The 16,981-nt window shown below is 58.4% G+C and carries 18 protein-coding genes; 9 read left to right on the top strand and 9 right to left on the bottom strand.

Features of this window, described 5'->3' with window-relative positions:
- The first annotated feature begins 9 nt into the window (after positions 1-9).
- Positions 10-1,563 (top strand): glutamate--cysteine ligase, encoded by a 1,554-nt coding sequence (gene gshA, locus QPM17_RS14540; RefSeq protein WP_285391541.1) that lies wholly within the window; start codon positions 10-12, stop codon positions 1,561-1,563.
- Between the two features lie 155 nt (positions 1,564-1,718).
- Positions 1,719-1,931: a ribosome modulation factor gene (gene rmf, locus QPM17_RS14545; RefSeq protein WP_285391542.1), complete on the top strand. Its 213-nt coding sequence runs from the start codon at positions 1,719-1,721 to the stop codon at positions 1,929-1,931.
- A 21-nt stretch (positions 1,932-1,952) separates the two neighbouring features.
- Here the strand turns inward: rmf and QPM17_RS14550 are convergent, their stop codons facing one another.
- Positions 1,953-2,402, bottom strand: coding sequence for a flagellar basal body-associated FliL family protein (locus tag QPM17_RS14550; RefSeq protein ID WP_285391543.1), 450 nt, complete (start codon positions 2,400-2,402; stop codon positions 1,953-1,955).
- A 162-nt stretch (positions 2,403-2,564) separates the two neighbouring features.
- Between QPM17_RS14550 and QPM17_RS14555 the strand changes: the two genes are divergently transcribed.
- Positions 2,565-3,071 (top strand): disulfide bond formation protein B, encoded by a 507-nt coding sequence (locus tag QPM17_RS14555; protein ID WP_285391544.1) that lies wholly within the window; start codon positions 2,565-2,567, stop codon positions 3,069-3,071.
- A gap of 88 nt (positions 3,072-3,159) precedes the next feature.
- Positions 3,160-3,642 (top strand): sigma D regulator, encoded by a 483-nt coding sequence (gene rsd, locus QPM17_RS14560; protein WP_285391545.1) that lies wholly within the window; start codon positions 3,160-3,162, stop codon positions 3,640-3,642.
- Positions 3,643-3,711: 69 nt separating this feature from the next.
- Here the strand turns inward: rsd and QPM17_RS14565 are convergent, their stop codons facing one another.
- From QPM17_RS14565 to QPM17_RS23800, 3 genes are all read right to left on the bottom strand, one after another.
- A complete protein-coding gene (locus QPM17_RS14565; RefSeq protein WP_285391546.1) occupies positions 3,712-4,422 on the bottom strand; it encodes a BamJ family beta-barrel-assembly machinery protein in 711 nt (236 codons plus the stop codon).
- Between the two features lie 111 nt (positions 4,423-4,533).
- The gene (locus tag QPM17_RS14570; RefSeq protein ID WP_285391548.1) at positions 4,534-4,920 is read right to left on the bottom strand and encodes a DUF4124 domain-containing protein; all 387 of its coding nucleotides are present in this window, start codon (positions 4,918-4,920) and stop codon (positions 4,534-4,536) included.
- Complete coding sequence (locus QPM17_RS23800; protein ID WP_422732771.1) at positions 4,914-5,444, bottom strand: DUF2390 domain-containing protein; 531 nt, start codon at positions 5,442-5,444, stop codon at positions 4,914-4,916. The genes QPM17_RS14570 and QPM17_RS23800 overlap by 7 nt, the downstream gene beginning before the upstream one ends.
- A gap of 48 nt (positions 5,445-5,492) precedes the next feature.
- Between QPM17_RS23800 and QPM17_RS14575 the strand changes: the two genes are divergently transcribed.
- Entirely contained in the window at positions 5,493-7,457 is a 1,965-nt protein-coding gene (locus tag QPM17_RS14575; protein WP_285391549.1) for an ATP-binding cassette domain-containing protein, read from the top strand.
- On the opposite strand, the gene ppx is transcribed toward QPM17_RS14575, so the two are convergent.
- On the bottom strand, positions 7,454-8,965 hold the full coding sequence (ppx, locus tag QPM17_RS14580; RefSeq protein WP_285391550.1) for an exopolyphosphatase: 1,512 nt from the start codon (positions 8,963-8,965) through the stop codon (positions 7,454-7,456). The two genes, QPM17_RS14575 and ppx, sit on opposite strands and share 4 nt — an antisense overlap.
- A 365-nt stretch (positions 8,966-9,330) precedes the next feature.
- On the opposite strand from ppx, the gene trxA reads away from it, so the two are divergent.
- Positions 9,331-9,657 (top strand): thioredoxin TrxA, encoded by a 327-nt coding sequence (trxA, locus tag QPM17_RS14585; RefSeq protein ID WP_285391551.1) that lies wholly within the window; start codon positions 9,331-9,333, stop codon positions 9,655-9,657.
- Between the two features lie 234 nt (positions 9,658-9,891).
- On the opposite strand, the gene QPM17_RS14590 is transcribed toward trxA, so the two are convergent.
- The 4 genes from QPM17_RS14590 to moaB are packed head-to-tail and all read right to left on the bottom strand — an operon-like array spanning position 9,892 to position 12,396.
- Positions 9,892-10,338 (bottom strand): molybdenum cofactor biosynthesis protein MoaE, encoded by a 447-nt coding sequence (locus QPM17_RS14590; protein ID WP_285391552.1) that lies wholly within the window; start codon positions 10,336-10,338, stop codon positions 9,892-9,894.
- Position 10,339: 1 nt separating this feature from the next.
- Entirely contained in the window at positions 10,340-10,603 is a 264-nt protein-coding gene (gene moaD / locus QPM17_RS14595) for a molybdopterin converting factor subunit 1 (protein ID WP_285391553.1), read from the bottom strand.
- 2 nt (positions 10,604-10,605) lie between these two features.
- Complete coding sequence (locus QPM17_RS14600) at positions 10,606-11,820, bottom strand: molybdopterin molybdotransferase MoeA (RefSeq protein WP_285391555.1); 1,215 nt, start codon at positions 11,818-11,820, stop codon at positions 10,606-10,608.
- A gap of 3 nt (positions 11,821-11,823) precedes the next feature.
- Positions 11,824-12,396, bottom strand: a complete 573-nt coding sequence (moaB, locus tag QPM17_RS14605) for a molybdenum cofactor biosynthesis protein B (protein ID WP_285391556.1) — start codon at positions 12,394-12,396, stop codon at positions 11,824-11,826.
- A 368-nt stretch (positions 12,397-12,764) separates the two neighbouring features.
- Here moaB and rho point away from each other — a divergent pair, with 368 nt between their 5' ends.
- From rho to QPM17_RS14620, 3 genes are all read left to right on the top strand, one after another.
- Positions 12,765-14,027: a transcription termination factor Rho gene (gene rho / locus QPM17_RS14610; protein ID WP_285391557.1), complete on the top strand. Its 1,263-nt coding sequence runs from the start codon at positions 12,765-12,767 to the stop codon at positions 14,025-14,027.
- A gap of 259 nt (positions 14,028-14,286) precedes the next feature.
- Positions 14,287-15,774 (top strand): 4-hydroxy-3-polyprenylbenzoate decarboxylase, encoded by a 1,488-nt coding sequence (gene ubiD, locus QPM17_RS14615; RefSeq protein ID WP_285391558.1) that lies wholly within the window; start codon positions 14,287-14,289, stop codon positions 15,772-15,774.
- A 1-nt stretch (position 15,775) separates the two neighbouring features.
- Entirely contained in the window at positions 15,776-16,780 is a 1,005-nt protein-coding gene (locus QPM17_RS14620) for a 2Fe-2S iron-sulfur cluster-binding protein (protein ID WP_285391694.1), read from the top strand.
- The last annotated feature ends 201 nt before the right edge of the window (positions 16,781-16,981 follow it).

Consider the following 16,981-nt stretch of genomic DNA (forward strand, 5'->3'; position numbering starts at 1 on the left):
GAGTCATTCATGGGTGAATCCCGCCATCAGCTCTTTCAGCAGTTCACCGCCAGCCAGTGGAGCGGGTTCAGAAAGGGCGTGGAAAAAGAGGGCCTGCGGGTCGACCGTAATGGTTTTATTGCGCAGACCCCGCACCCGCGTTCCCTGGGCTCAGCGCTGACTCATCCACGCATCACCACTGACTACTCTGAAGCTTTGCTGGAGCTGATTACGCCGGTATTCGATACTACCCGTGGCATGCTTGATTCGCTCAGGGACATTCACCGGTTTGTGCAGATCAATCTGGGTGACGAGGTATTCTGGGCTGCCAGCATGCCCTGTGAACTGGATGGTGACGAAAGCATTCCCATTGCTGAATACGGCACGGCCAATATCGGGCGCCTCAAGCATGTTTACCGTCAGGGGCTGGCCGTCCGTTACGGTCGAATGATGCAGAGCATCGCCGGCGCCCATTACAACCTGTCGCTGCCGGACAGTTTCTGGAACCTCTGGCAGCAGGCGCTGGGAAACCAGCAGAGCCTGAAAGACTTCAAGTCGGACCAGTACTTCTGGCTGATCCGCAACTTCCGCCGCCGCAGCTGGTTGCTGATGTTGCTGTTCGGAGCCTCCCCGGCTCTCGATGCCAGCTTTGTGGCAGGCGTGCGCCACGACCTCTCCAGGTTCAACGATGACACCTGGTACGGCCGCACGGCCACATCTCTGCGCATGGGCGACCTGGGTTACCACAACAATGCCCAGGCCTCCCTGAACATCTGCTTCAACGAGCTCAAGACCTACACAGACACCCTGTTCCGGGCCATCCATACCCCGTGGCCGCCCTATGAAGAGATCGGCACCCGGCGCGATGGTGAGTTCATCCAGATCAACACCAGTGTGCTGCAGATCGAAAACGAGTACTACAGCGCCGTGAGGCCCAAACGCACCACCGAACGAGAGGAAAAGCCGATACAGGCGCTGGAATCCCGTGGTGTGGAATACATCGAGGTGCGCTGCCTGGATCTCGACCCGTTTTCGCCGGTTGGCGTCAATGAAAGCCAGGTCGACTTTCTCGATCTGTTTCTGCTGGACTGCCTGCTGACGGACAGTCCGCGCATTGACGATGACGAGTGCGACCGACTGGATGACAACTATCAGGATGTTGTGGCCCGTGGCAGGGATCCGGAACTGACTCTTTGCCGCGCCGGCGAGCCTGTTGCCGTGGGTGAGGCTGCCAATGCCTTGCTGGACAGGCTGGAGCCGCTGGCGGAGCAGTTGGATGGATGGAACGGCGACCGGACCTATCAGCGCGCCCTGGATGACCAGAGAGCCAAGCTGAAGGATCCGCTTCAGGTTCCTTCGGCAAGGGTGCTGGACGAGATGGAGCGTTCCGGAATGGGCCATCGCGAGTGGGGCATGGAGATCTCCCAGCGCCACCAGCAGACATTGCGGGATGAGGGGCTGCCAGACGAGGTGATGGTTGCGTTCCGCAAAATGAGCAGTGACTCACTTGCAGAGCAGGCTGTCATGGAGCAGAACGACACCCAGCCTTTCAGCGAGTTTCTCGAGCAATACCAGCAATCGTAGGCCGGTATTGAGAGCATCCTCCCGGTTTCACATTTGCTGCGGACCTGTCGCACAGAAACGTAACAAAAGTTTGTCAGGTTCTACCTGCACTGTTAATTTCTGTAAACAGAAAGGCACCGTTTGGTGGTGGCTGCACAGGTAAATGGAGAACCGACATGGCCAGAGACATCAAGCTGGGATGGGATGTGGAATCCCTGAACAAAGCCTACCGCCAGGGCTACATGGCTGCTTCCATGGGGATGGAGCGCAGCCGTTGTCCGTACCGTGGTGATGTGGTGATCGCGGCCTGGGAGGCAGGCTGGGAAGACGCCGAACAGGTGGCCGGGGAGGCGCAGCCCTCGAATGACCTGTTCTCCAGAATTGCCTGATCAAAGCCGCTTTGCCGGCAGCTATTTCTGAACAACAAACTCGGTAAATAACACCCCGGTGATGCTTTCACCGGTCTGTTGTTCCTCCAACACTGCATTGATCCTGCTTGCAGCCGCTTCCCGCAATGCCTGTTGCCCTTCGTTGCTCGACAGTCTGTCGGTGTCGGTCTGCTCACCGAAAAGCATGACCAGTTCATGGCGTAGTCTTGGCATATGGGCTTCCACTGCCGGGCGGGTGGTTTCTCTGGAGGCCCGTATCGTGACGGCTGCCTTGAGGTAGGTCAGCTTGGTGTCGGGTTCTCCGACATGAGTCACGAATGGGGGCTCCATTTCGATGTAGTCAGTTATGCCCGGTTCCTGCTGTTGTTCCTGCTCCTGGTCCGCTTCTCCATCCTCCTGGGCAAAGGTCGTGGAGGCCAGCGGCAGGGCCATCATCAGAGCCAGCAAGAGGTGCTTTGGCTTAAGTGTCATAGGCTTGAAGTTCATATTGGTTTAAGGTTAAGTGGCTGGGCGCCTGCAGGCACCACCGATGCTGGGAGAATAGCAGGGTCAATGCGGGGTTGCAGCATCTGGTGGTTCCACCGCCATGGTGGAATGAACTATCTGGCCCGACTGTTTCTCAGAGGTGTGCATTTGAATTCCAGAGCCGTTTTTTTCCTGATATTCCTGATTTGTGCCGGGTTGCTTGGCGTGGCCTTTTACATGGAGCATTTCATGGGGCTGGAGCCCTGCCCGCTATGCTGGTTGCAGCGGTTTGGCTTTATGGGTGCCGGCCTGGTCAGCCTGCTGGCAGCTCTGCATGGCCCCCAGGGTTTTGGGGTCAGGGTCTATGGTTTCTTCCTTGTGGTAACGGCCGGAGCAGGACTGGGTGTGGCAGGACGACAGCTCTGGCTGCAGAATCTGCCGGCCGATCAGGTTCCGGCCTGCGGGCCATCTGTGGAGTATATGCTGGATGTACTGCCCTGGATGGAGGTGCTTGCCACGGCTCTTCGGGGAACTGGTGACTGCGCCGAAGTGGTCTGGCGTTTCCTTGGGCTCAGTATTCCCGGGTGGACCGCTGTGTTTTTCACTGTGCTGGTGATTACCGGGCTGGTCATGCTGTTCCGGCCCCGCAAAAAGTCTGACTGGATACAGGGCTGAAACGGTTGCGACAGACTGCCGGCATGGGGTAACTTGAGTCTCGACATAAAAAAATCAAACCAGAAGCCGGTAACCGGAGATAGGCGTCATGTTGGAGAATTGCCGTAATGCCAGGGAGCGTTGGGGTGGTGTCAGCGAACTGATTGACCGCTGGCTTAAGGAAAGGCAGGAACTGCTGGTGCACTACTGTGAACTGTCGGGTGCCACGGACTATTCGCAAACAGATGCACTTCGCACAAAGTTCGTGAAGCTCTGCGAGGTGCTGGTGGACTATGTGTCGGCCGGGCATTTCGAGATTTACGAACAGTTGGTGCAGGAGGCCAGGGAATTCAATGACGGCGGCCTGGAACTGGTGGCAAAGCTGTATCCGAAGATTGAGCAAACCACGGAAACGGCACTGAACTTCAATGACCGCCTTGACGGCCAGTCACTGACTGAAGGCGAAATTCGGGAGTTGTTCGAGCAGCTTTCTGAGCTGGGGGAAACCCTCGAGAGCCGTTTTGAGATGGAAGACTTCCTGATTGAACATCTTCACAATGCCCACGCCGAGAAGGTCATGTCTTCGGCCTGATCGGGGATGGCTGGATACTTCCCCCGGCCTCACCGGATGAGGTGGGGGGAAGCGAGTGCTCCGGAGTGATTATTCCGGGTTGATTTCCAGCAATTCCACGTCAAACACCAGCGTTTCATTAGGCCCGATTCTCTGGTTTCCACCCGGGCCATAAGCCAGCTCTGCGGGAATGTAGAGTTTTGCCCTGCTGCCTTCAGACATCAGCTGCAGGCCCTCTGTCCAGCCCGGGATCACCTGGTTCAGGCCGAAGGTGACCGGCTCGCCGCGTTCGCGGGAGCTGTCGAATACCTCACCAGAGATCAGTTCGCCGGTGTAATGAACCCGGACACGGTCTTCGGCAGTCGGTTTCTCTCCGTTGCCTTCCTCAAGTATTTCGTACTGCAGGCCGGATTCGGTGGTTTCAACCCCTTCACGTTCGGCGTTCTCGGCCAGGAACTGTTCTCCGGCTTCGAGATTCTTCTGGGCCAGCTCTTCGGTCTGGGCTGACTCCTGCTCCTGGAGCTGGGTCTGGTAGGCCATCAGGGCTTCCTGAATTTCCTCCCGGCTCATGCGAGTCTGTTCTTCGTCTCCGGCATGGCCGTGCTGGATGCCTTGGAGAAACTGTTCCATTTTCAGATCCGGCAGATCGTTGCCCATCCGCTCACCCATGACCAGACCCATGCCATAGCTGACCTTTTCATCAGTGGATTCCAGTGACGGATTTTCCGGGGCGGCATCCTGCTGGGAAGAGCAGCCTACCAGTGCGCCGGCAACTGCCAGTGCGATCAGGGTTTTGTTCATTGCCTGTTCCTTAAGTGTGGTTACTGTTGAATGATTATGGACGCCCAGAAGGTAACGGGTTCTGTTGCCAGATGCCACTGAACATGTGTTAAGGGAGGAATAGTGGCAGCATTAGCTGCCGTTGTTTGCGGTATCCGGAGACAGCGAGAACGGTGCCCGGTAGGGCGATTGCCAGTCGGTTTCCGGGTCAGCCACCGGCGGGCGCACGGTTTCGCTGTCACTGCGTTCAATGGCAAGCGCATTCCACGGTCCCTGGGGGGGCGGGGAGTCGGCGTAATGCCAACTGCCGTCGCTGTCCTGCCACTTGAAGACGATGTCAGGGCCCTCAGTGGGCACAGGGGAAGGTACCAGCCCCTCAAAAGAGGGAATGTCCGCGTTTGCTTCTGTTCCGGTGGGCTCGGTGGTCGTATCCGTAGGATCGTTGAGGCCAAATATCATCAGCGCAACAAGAACGCCCAGTGCAGGAAAGGCCAGCCGGATCAGCCATTTCATCAACATGGCCTGTTATCTCCCTTTACGAGTGTCGACAGCTCTCTGGCAAGTGTGTCCAGCAATCTGCCGGTCCCGTTATTCATTATCGTCTCCGGTGCCGCAGCGAGAAGGTTATTCCGGGCCAAGCTGGCCAATGTCTTCCCGCCGGTGCCTGTTTGTGTTTCCGAGGTCAGGGCCTGGTAAGCCAGGGCCAGCTCAATCCGCTCAGCCTCAAGTTCGCTTCGGGCAATACACTCCCTCACAGTAACAGTGCAGGGATTGTTTTTCGTAATGTATTTTCTTGCCGACCTGATTGGCTCTGTAACCTGGCATCGCCATTCGGTTACCCTGTCGTTCTCCGTGCCGGAAAAGCTGTGTCCTGATGAAGCAAGCCAGGCCGCACAAAGGATCCTGGTAACACTCCAGCCTCGGTCCTGTAGCTCCAGGCATGCGTCCCGTGACTGTGGAGACTCCCAGAATCGGCAGGCAAAACGCCATAACGGGTTTTCCGGATCAATGTCCTCAGGTATCTTGCTCCCGCTACACGACATAGGGCCCCTGCCGGTTCCATATTAAACGTTCCCTGATACCATTACGCTATGCTAACGATAACCGATCTCAGTTTACAACGTGGTGGCGTCTGGTTGCTAGAAGCCGTCAACCTGACCATCCAGCCCGGCCAGCGGGTGGCAATAGTTGGTGCCAATGGTGCCGGCAAGTCCAGTCTGTTCCAGTTATTGCTGGGGCAATTGTCACCAGAGCAGGGCAGCGTGTCCTTACCCGGCGGCTGCCGGATTGCCCACATGGCCCAGGAAGTGGCGGCTTCGTCCCGCAGTGCCCGGGATTTCGTACTGGATGGTGATCACGACTTGCGCAGAATGGAGGCGGAACTGGCTGCGGCTGAGCAAGCCGGGGACGACCACACGGTTGCCCGGATTCATGGCGAGCTGGACGTCCACGAAGCCTGGTCCGCGCCACGTAGGGCCGAAATCCTGCTGCGCGGGCTCGGGTTTTCGGATGCTGATGCCGACCGACCGGTATCTTCGTTTTCCGGCGGCTGGCGAATACGCCTGAACCTGGCCCAGGCGCTGATGCGTCCCTCGGACCTGTTGTTGCTGGACGAGCCCACCAACCACCTGGATCTGGACGCCTGCCTCTGGCTGGAGAACTGGCTGCGGCGGTACGAAGGCACCCTGTTGTTCATCTCTCACGATCGGGATTTCATGGATCGTGTCGCGACGCACCTGGTGCATTTTGATCAGCGCCGGCTGGAACTCTATACGGGTAATTACTCATCATTCGAAACGCAGCGCAGTGAACGCCTGGCCCAGCAGCAGGCGGGTTATGAGCGCCAGCAGGCCAGGATCGCCGAAATCCAGCGCTTTATCGACCGGTTCAAAGCCAAAGCAACCAAGGCACGGCAGGCACAGAGCCGAGTCAAAGCGCTGGAGCGCATGGAAAAAATCGCTCCCGCCCACGTAGACTCGCCATTCAGCTTCGAGTTTCCCGTGGCCGACAAGGTTTCCAACCCGTTGCTTTCTATCCGCAACGGCGCAGCCGGCTACGGCGAGACAGTTGTCCTCGAGGGTATCAATCTCTCCCTGCTGCCGGGCAGTCGTATCGGTTTACTGGGCCCGAATGGCGCCGGCAAATCGACCCTGATGGATGCCCTTCGCGGTGAGAGCACGCTGCTTCGCGGTGAGCGGACAACCGGGGAACACCTGGCCATCGGCTATTTTGCCCAGCACCAGTTGGAGTCCCTTGATCTGGACGCCAGCCCCTTCCTGCACCTGCAACGGCTTTCTCCCAGAGCATCGGAGCAGAGCATCCGTAACTTTCTGGGTGGCTTCGATTTCCACGGAGATGGCGCCCTCAGTGCCATACGCTCGTTCTCCGGCGGGGAGAAGGCCCGGGTGGCCCTGGCCGTCATTGCCTGGCAAAAGCCCAATCTGCTGTTGCTGGACGAGCCTACCAACCACCTGGACCTTGAAATGCGCCAGGCCCTGACCATGGCGCTGCAGAACTTTGACGGCGCCATTGTGGTGGTCTCACACGATCGCCACCTGCTGCGTAATACCGTGGACAATTTCTGGCTGGTAAACGACGGTCGGGTGGCCGAATACGATGGCGATCTGGAAGACTACGAACGCTGGCTGGCAGACCGGCGCAAGGATGAAACGGAAGCGCCCCGGCGCGAGTCTGCCGGTACTCCGGGGGGCAGTGACCAGTCCTCAGTTGCGGGCAATCCGGCCAGCGGCACAGGTGAGAATGCGGATGATCGGAAGTCCCGTAAGCGGGCCGAAGCGGCGATTCGCCAGAAACTCAGCCCCTATCGCAAGCAGCAGGCGGCTCTGGAGAAGGAAATGGACAGGCTTCAGTCAACGCTGGCAACATTGGAGCAGGACCTCTCGGATCCTGACCTCTATGCGGACCAGGGCAAGCAGAAGCTGAAGGAGCTGCTGGGGCAGCAGGCGACTGCCAAAAGCCGGCTCGCGGAGGTGGAGGCGGAATGGCTCGAGATCAGCGAAACCGTAGAAGATCTGGAAGCGGAGCTGGCGACCTAGACCTTTACCTCAAGCCTGAAATCCTGTTTGTCCAGGTACTCGCGCTCGTTTTCGAGGTCGGCGAGTGTGAGAGGGCGGTCATCAAGCCAGCCAGAGGTGAATTCCACGGCCAGACCATTGCTTGACGGGTACAGGTGGAACTCTGGTGGTTGCTCATGGTTTCGGGGATGTTGCAGCAGCACGGCCAGCCGAACGAGCACGCAGAGGTAACGCAAGCGGGGAATGTCTTCCGGGTCCAGCCCTTCAAAAATGGCGGAAGAGAATTTTCGCCGGTGGCCGCGGACCAGCGTCGCCAGATCGCGTTGGAACTGCTGGCTGAAGCCGGGCAGGTCAGAATAGCGCAACAGGTAAGCGCCATGTTTGTGGTACTGGCTGTGGGAAATGGTCAGGCCGATTTCGTGCAGCCGGCAGGCCCAGCGCAGGACCTCCTCATCAGCCGCCGTGTTCAGTCCCCAGGCATCAGCGACCTGCCGCCAGGCAGCGATAGCGGTTTCCTCCACGGCACTGCCATGTTCCTGGTCTACGTGGTAACGCTCCTGCAGGGCTTGAATGGTCCGCTCCCGCACGTCTTCATGCTGAATGCGCCCGGCAATATCATAGAGCAGGCCCTCCCGCAGGGCGCCATCCGCAAAGGCCATTTCCGTGATCTGTAACGACTGGAAAGCCCCCATCAGGATCGCGAATCCGGCCGGGAAAATGCTCTGGCGGTCGGCGCGCACGCCAAGGTCACCAAGCTTCTCCACCTTGCCCATATCCACCAGCCGTTTCCTGAGCTCGGTCATTGCGTCGGCGGTGATGGTGCCATCAGTAATTTTCAGGCTGGCCAGCACACTGGCAATAGCCTTGATTGAGCCGGACGAACCCACGGCACTTTGCCAACCCTTGTTGCGGAAGTGCTGGCGGATGTTGAGCAGCTCCTGCTCAGCGTGGGTAACGGCCCTGTCCATCTGCTTGCGGGTAATTCTGCCATCCGGGAAGTAACGGTTGCGGAACGACACGCAGCCCATGTGCAGACTTTCCAGATCCTGGGGCTCGAAACGCTCCCCGATGATGAACTCGGTGCTGCCGCCGCCGATATCAATGACCAGGCGCCGGCCGCTGTCATCCGACAGGGTGTGGGAGACGCCCAGGTAGATCAGGCGGGCTTCTTCCCGGCCGGCAATGATCTCCACCGGATATCCCAGCACTTCTTCTGCCCGGGCCATGAATTCCTGGGTGTTGCGCGCCACCCGAAGGGCATTGGTGCCCACCACCTGAACGGCTTCCGGTGGCATGCCCCGCAGTCTTTGGGCAAACCGGCTCAGGCAGGCAAGGCCCCGCTCCTGGGCTTCCTCGGTCAGACGGTTGTATCTGTCCAGGCCGGCACCAAGCTGGACCTTCTCGCCCATCTTTTCCAGGGTTCGTATTTCTCCGTGAACAAGGCGTGCGACCACCATGTGGAAGCTGTTGGAGCCCATATCAATTGCTGCGAGCAGTTCTGGCGATGTGGCGGGGGAGTTGGCCGTCACGTGTATTGAATTCCTTATGCCAGGCCCTGAATAGAGGGAAGGGAGCTTGATAAGTCGTGCGGGGAAAACCCCGACAACTGTTGCGTTATAATCAGTGCCAACGGGATGGCGGGGGGGAAACCGCCAAACCTGGTGATTACTATAAGCGATATGCCGTGTAACGCAATGGTGCACCACTGGTCAGTGTAATCCGAAGTGTCCGGCAGGCAGGAAGCGCTTCACATCCGCCTGACCAATCGCGTAAAGTATTGCGTACAATGATCACGGTGAACGGTTACCATGCACCTGCGCGGTAACCGCCAACGACAGTCAACAACATCAGCCGGGCGGTTAACGCCGGCAGATGCACGAATCGGGAAAATGAAATGAGCGGAAATATTGTAAACGTTACAGATGCCTCCTTTGAGAAGGAAGTGCTGCAGTCAGACGTGCCGGTACTGGTTGATTACTGGGCCGAGTGGTGCGGCCCATGCAAGATGATTGCACCGGTGCTGGAAGAAATGGCTGAAGAGTACGAAGGCAAACTGAAGGTCTGCAAACTGAACATCGACGAAAACGAGCAGACACCGCCCAAGTTCAATATCCGCGGTATTCCCACGCTGATGCTGTTCAAGAACGGCAACGTGGACGCCACGAAAGTGGGCGCACTGTCCAAGTCGCAACTGGCTGCTTTCCTGGACAGCAATCTCTGATAGCTGCCAACGGCCAGAACCGCCCCTGAGCAAACGCTCACGGGCGGTTTTTTATTGCCGCAAATTACTAAGAACGATCTGGAAGGCAACTCTGGATCAGGCAGGCAATGCCACCCTTCTTCCGAAAATGTGCGGAGCCATGGATGGCGGAGCCCAAGCGTACAAGGATGTATTTACAGCGTTTTTCGGAAGAAGGGTGGCATTGCTTGCCGTCTGGTCAAAAGGTTCCGAGGACTACTCCCAGCTCTGACTGCGATCCAGGTCAGCAGCCTTCTGCTCAACCCAGTGCTCGCTGTCGCTGGTAATTTCCTTCTTCCAGAAAGGTGCAGACGTCTTCAGAGCGTCCATGATGAACTCACAGGCCGCAAAGGCATCCCCGCGGTGGGCACTGCATACCCCGACAAACACAATCTGCTCCGCCAGTGCCAGCAACCCCACGCGGTGAATAACCCGGGCTTCACGCACGTCCCAGCGCTGTGACGCCTCATTGACCAGCCCCTCGATAACCTGCTCTGTCATTCCCGGATAGTGCTCAAGAAACAGCCCGGTCACGCCTTTCATGTCGCCGCTGTCACGGACCAGACCGGTAAAGGTCGCAATTGCTCCGGTACCGGAGCCGCTATCGCGAAGTGCACGGTATTCCTCGGCAGGATCAAAATCCTGTTGCTGGACACGAATCACATCAGCCCCCTGTTACCGGCGGGAAAAAAGCCACCTCGTCACCGGGTTGCAGCTCTCTGTCCGGTTTTGTCATTACCTGGTTCACCGCAATCATCACTGGTTGCGCGCCATCAAGTTGTGTCCAGTTTCCGCCCCTGGCGGCCAGTTCATGCAGTAGCTGACCGGCCGTAAGCCCGGGCCTGGCATCCACATTCAGCGTGGCAGTGTCCAGCTCTTCCCGCAGGCGGGCAAAAAATTTCACGGTAATGGTGTTGTCCCCGGCCATGTTCACTCCAGCAGTTCTGCAAACGAGTAGTAGGTCACCGAATCTCCCAGACCAATGATCTCATTTTCCGGTACCACGGCCAGCCCGTCGGCCCAGCATGCGGAGCTCAGCACGCCGGAGCTCTGGTTGGAATAGGCGGTGACCACCGGTCCATGATCGCCCATGCTCTTGCGGGCACGAATATACTGCCGACGAACCGATGTGCTCTCTGTTGAGAAGCCGGCAGGTAAGCGTTCGCCAAGGCCTGTAATGACGCCCCGGCCCTGACAGGCACGAATAAACGGCATGCCCACCACCAGAAAGGTGACCAGCACGGCCGCCGGGTTACCTGGCAGGCCCAGCACCGGGGTCCCGCCGATCGAACCGAAAGCCATGGGTTTGCCGGGTTTGCTGGCCATGAGCCACAGAGACAGCTGGCCAGATTCCTCCAGTACGGCTCTTACGTGGTCTTCCTCACCCACCGATACGCCGCCGCTGGTGATGATCAGGTCGGCTTCGGCCGCGGCCCGCTCGAGTGTGCTGCGAGTCGCTTCGCGTGTGTCCCTCAGAGTTTCACAGAGGGACACCTCGCAGCCTGCTTTTGCCAGTAGCCCAAGCATTGTAAAACGGTTGGAGTTGTAAATCTGTCCGGGCCCCAGTGGCTGCCCGGGATCCACCAGCTCGTCACCGGTAGTGAGAATGGCAACTTTCAGCTTTTCGTAAACGGAAACCTCTGCCACACCGATGGAGCCCAGCAGGCCCATCTCCTGGGCGCGGATCTTTGTGCCCTTCGCCAGCGCCAGTTCGCCCCGGGTCAGATCCTGACCCTGACGACGGATGTTCTGGCCTTCGCTCACGGGAGCATTGACGGTAATACCATCATCGGACAGGGTGATGCGCTCCTGCATGATGACCGAATCCGCGCCCGAGGGAATTTCCGAGCCGGTAAAAATACGCACCGCTGTACCGGGCTTGAGGTCGCCGGGGGCTTCGCCGGCAGCGACCCGTCCGGACACCGGTAACGGACCCTCGCCGGAAAGATCGCCGGCACGCACAGCGTAGCCATCCACAGCGCTGTTATCTGCCGGCGGCACATCTGCCGGCACCATATAGTCTCTCGCCAGAACCCGGTCCAGGCTGTCCGCCAGCGCCACCGTTTCCGTACGTGCAATCGGGCGGGCCTGTCCAACGAGATGGTCAATGGCATCATCAACGGGTGTCAGGTCTGAACTTACCATGGATTATCGCTCCGAACGCTCGCCAATGACGTCGTTAATCCGGCTGAAAGGAAGCTCCGGCTTTCTCAGCGCCAGGGCCGAGAAATTGCAGGGGCCGTGGCGGCTGTCCAGCTGCGAGCTCAGAATTCCGTTCCAGCCCGTGCGGCAGGCGCCGGTGGAGCCAGGCAGACAGAAAATAACAGTGTGATTGGCCATCCCACCGAAGGCCCGGGACTGAATGGTTGAGGAGCCGATTTCGCTGGCGGACAGGCGGCGGAATTCCTCGCCAAATCCCTCGATGACCTTGTCCAGCAATGGGGTAACGGCTTCCGGTGTACTGTCCCGCTCGTGGAAGCCGGTGCCGCCGGTAATGAGCACGGCGTTGATGCCCGGGTCTGCAACCCAGCTGGATATCAGTGCCCGCACCAGGTAAACATCGTCCGGCAGGATGCGGCGCGCAACCAGTTTGTGGCCTGCTTCAATCAGGCTGTTCTCCAGAAACTGTCCCGATGTATCCTCCGCCACTCCACGGGTATCAGACACGGTTAACAGGCCAATATTCAGGGGTTTCAGCTCACTTGTGGTGTCGCTACTCATGGATGGTCTCCGGCGTCTTATAAAGTCACCATACTAGTATCGGGAACTGTGCTGCGTAATGGAAGGGGAGTAACCCTTCAGGGGGAGGGGAACCTGCGTCCGGGGCCGCGGAGAAGGCCTGAAATACGCAAATCGTTTCAAAAGTGGCCGACATCACTTGACATTGGTACGCAAGGTGACTGATGATCCGTCTTGCCCGGCGAACGGTTGTTCTTCCTGTCTCTGGCTTCAGTTTTTTCCGGACTTCATCTACACCGGTTGCTCCATCTGGCCAGCACCAAGTTCAACGTGTACCCGATCAATCCGTTCAGGGGCATCCCTGTCATTCCAATATCCGTTTACTTCCATTCCTGACAATCTAATAAACTATGAATCTTACTGAACTCAAGCAGAATTCCATGCCCGAATTGCTCGAAATTGCGCAAGAGATGGGCCTCGATAACCTGGCTCGTTCGCGCAAGCAGGATGTGATCTTCACCATCCTGAAGAAGCATGCCAAAAGCGGCGAAGACATTCACGGCGACGGCGTACTGGAAATTCTGCAGGATGGCTTCGGCTTTCTGCGTTCCGCAGACGCATCCTATCTGGCCGGACCGGACGACATTTATGTGTCGCCCAGCCAGATCCGCCGTTTCAACCTTCGTACCGGTGACACGGTTGCGGGCAAGATCCGGCCGCCGAAAGACGGCGAGCGTTATTTCGCTCTGCTGAAAGTCAGCGAAATCAACTTCGACAAACCGGATAACGCCCGTAACAAGATCCTGTTTGAGAACCTGACCCCTCTGTTCCCTGACGAGCGTCTGATGCTCGAGGCGGGCAATGGCAGCACCGAGGATCTCTCCTCACGGGTGCTCGACCTGGTTTCTCCAATTGGTAAAGGCCAGCGTGGACTGATTGTATCGCCACCCAAGGCCGGTAAAACATTGCTGATGCAGAGCATCGCCCAGTCCATTACCCGCAACAATCCGGAGTGCCACGTGATGGTGCTGCTGATTGACGAACGCCCGGAAGAAGTGACCGAGATGCAGCGCACCGTGCGCGGCGAAGTCATCGCTTCCACCTTTGACGAGCCACCGGCCCGTCACGTCCAGGTGGCGGAAATGGTCATCGAGAAAGCCAAGCGTCTGGTAGAGCACAAGAAGGACGTGGTGATCCTGCTGGATTCCATTACCCGCCTGGCCCGGGCCTACAACACCGTTATCCCTTCTTCCGGAAAAGTATTGACCGGCGGTGTTGATGCCCACGCTCTGGAGAAGCCCAAGCGTTTCTTTGGCGCGGCCCGTAACGTGGAAGAAGGCGGAAGCCTGACGATCCTGGCGACGGCGCTGGTCAGCACCGGTTCCAAGATGGACGAGGTGATCTACGAGGAATTCAAAGGCACCGGCAATATGGAGATCCACCTGGATCGCAAAATTGCCGAGAAGCGTGTCTATCCGGCGATCAATATCCGCAGCTCCGGCACGCGCCGTGAGGATCTGCTGATGAGCGAAGCGGATATCCAGCGGGTCTGGATTCTGCGCAAGCTTCTCCACTCCATGGACGACGACACCGCTGCCATCGAGTTCCTGTTGGACAAGCTCAAGGAAACCAAGACCAACGCCGAGTTCTTCGACTCGATGAAGCGTCGGTAAGTGCTGGCTCTGGCCCCCTTTGCGCACTGGCCTGGGGGGCTTGCAACGCCGGGGATCTTCTCCCCGGACACGCCGTGAACCCATCCATGGGGGCTCGGCATTGCCATCCCTGGCAATGCACGGTCCGGGGAGAAGATCCCCGGCGTTGCCGATCCGGCTCTTTGCGCGCCCGTACTGATTACCCCGCCCTGTTCCTGCGCCCAAGCCGAACCAAAACCACAGAATTCGCGTACAATGCCGGAATCAACCGGAGCAGCCGATGAAATACAACGACCTGAGAGACTTCATAGACCAGCTTGAAAAGCTCGGTGAGCTGAAGCGGGTTTCAGTAGAAGTGGACCCCCACCTGGAAATGACCGAAATCTGCGACCGCACGTTGCGGGCAGGTGGCCCTGCGCTGTTGTTCGAGAACCCCAAAGGTTATGACATGCCCGTGCTGGCCAACCTGTTTGGTACGCCAAAGCGCGTGGCCATGGGAATGGGGCAGGACAGTGTTACCGCACTGCGGGATATCGGCAAACTGCTGGCCTTTCTGAAAGAACCGGATCCCCCCAAAGGCTTCAGGGACGCCATCGAAAAGCTGCCTATGTTCCGGCAGGTGATGCGCATGAGCCCCAAGGTGCTTCGCTCGGCGCCCTGCCAGGATGTCGTCATTGAAAAAGACCAGGTGGATCTGTACCAGATACCGGTGCAGCATTGCTGGCCCGGGGATGCCGGGCCTCTGGTGACCTGGCCGCTGGTGATTACCCGCGGGCCGAACAAGGAGCGCCAGAATCTGGGCATTTACCGGCAGCAGGTAATCGGTCGTAATCGTTTGATCATGCGCTGGCTCAGTCACCGTGGCGGCGCACTCGACTTCCAGGAGTTCCAGAAAGCCAATCCTGGTAAACCCTATCCTGTGGCGGTAGCCCTGGGCGCAGATCCTGCGACGATTCTGGGGGCTGTGACGCCGGTGCCCGACACGCTCTCCGAGTATGCCTTTGCAGGCCTGCTGCGGGGTGGTCGAACGGAGCTGGTGCAATGTGGCCTCAGCGATCTGCAGGTGCCGGCCAGCGCCGAGATTGTGCTGGAGGGCTTTATATACCCGGATGACATGGCGCTTGAAGGGCCGTTCGGGGACCACACCGGCTACTACAACGAAGTGGATCAGTTCCCGGTGTTTACCGTGGAGCGGATGACTCACCGCAAGAACCCGATCTACCACAGCACCTATACCGGTCGTCCGCCCGATGAACCGGCAATTCTCGGGGTGGCACTGAATGAAGTGTTTATTCCCATCCTGCAGAAGCAGTTTCCCGAGATCGTGGATTTTTACCTGCCGCCAGAGGGTTGCTCGTACCGTCTTGCAGTGGTGACCATCAAGAAACAGTACCCCGGCCATGCAAAGCGGGTGATGATGGGGGTATGGTCGTTCCTGAGGCAGTTCATGTACACCAAGTTTGTGATTGTCACCGACGACGACGTAAACGCGCGGGACTGGAAGGATGTGATCTGGGCGATGACAACGCGCATGGACCCGACCCGGGATACAACCCTGGTGGAGAACACCCCCATTGATTATCTGGATTTCGCCTCGCCGGTGTCAGGGCTGGGGTCGAAGATGGGTATGGACGCCACCAACAAATGGCCGGGTGAAACCGACCGGGAGTGGGGCACACCCATTACCATGTCAGACGATGTGAAGAAGCGTGTTGACGACATCTGGGACAGCCTGGGGATTGAAGTTTCGCCCGAACGCCCCGACTGATATGGCCAGCGATGTGTTTCGTATTCAATTGGCGCCGGCGGCCTTATCGTATACCGCCGCTGCCGGTGAAACACTTCTTGCGGCGGCTGGCGGCGCAGGTATCGCCGTCCCAGCGGCGTGCCGAAATGGTGTGTGTGAACTCTGTGAGGCACGCCTGCTAAGCGGCAAAGCCCTGAACACCCGCAATCAACATACAATTCCGGTCACCGGGCGCCTGATGATGTGTCGAACCCTTGCGCTCAGTGACCTAGAACTGGAGATAGAAGCCGTTATGGCCCCCGGAGACAACAAGCCCCGCAAGTTCCAGGCAAAGGTGGTGGACGTTCGCTCCATCAACCACGACGTATATTGTGTGGAACTGCAACTGCCCCGTCGCCGGGAGCTGTCGTTCCACGCCGGACAGTACCTTTCTGTGAACCTGCCGGATGCTGATCCCTGCTACTTCTCCATTGCCAGCAGCCCCACGGCAGAGTTGATCGAGCTGCACATCCAGGCCACGCCGGAATGGGTCTCAGCCCAGAAGGTGATTGATGCGCTCACGTCCGGCGGCGAAGTCACCGTTGAATTACCCCATGGCCGTGCCTGCCTGGCCTCGGCTCCCGACAAACCTTTGTTGCTGGTAGCGGCCGGAACCGGTTTTGCCCAGGTAAAAAGCCTGGTGGATTATCTGCGGGAAACTTCCTACGACAAGCCGGTAAAGTTCTACTGGGGCGTTCGTCGCCACGAAGATATGTATCTGCGATCTCTCGCCCAGACGTGGGAGGAAGAATGGCCACCGTTTACCTTCCTGCCAGTGGTAGGGGATGACGAGGATAACGAGTGGAGCGGACACCATGATCAGTTGGTGCGCACGGTGCTGGCTTCAGGCCTGGACTGGAATAACGTGGAAGTCCACGCCAGTGGTTCGCCGACGATGGTTTATACATTGATGGATGCGTTGCTTGAAGCCGGGTTGCCGCCGGAGGCGTTTTTTTCTGATGTGTTGGAATACGCGCCCAGGGGGTGAGTAGGTGTAAGCCTGAGTTCAGGTAGCCTGCTGAGTAGGGGGCGGGTCCCGAGGTGGGGTACCTTTTCTTATGGGAAAAGAACTCGCTTCGCTCAGACACCTTTTCCCGCCAGAAAAGGCACCCCACCCCGTGCCCGATCTGATACCGCCGTTATCGGATTTTGCGACGAACCTACGTAGGTCGGATTAGGCGAAGCCGTA

Origin of the sequence: Marinobacter azerbaijanicus (genome assembly GCF_030250645.1) — a bacterium.
GTDB lineage: Bacteria > Pseudomonadota > Gammaproteobacteria > Pseudomonadales > Oleiphilaceae > Marinobacter > Marinobacter azerbaijanicus.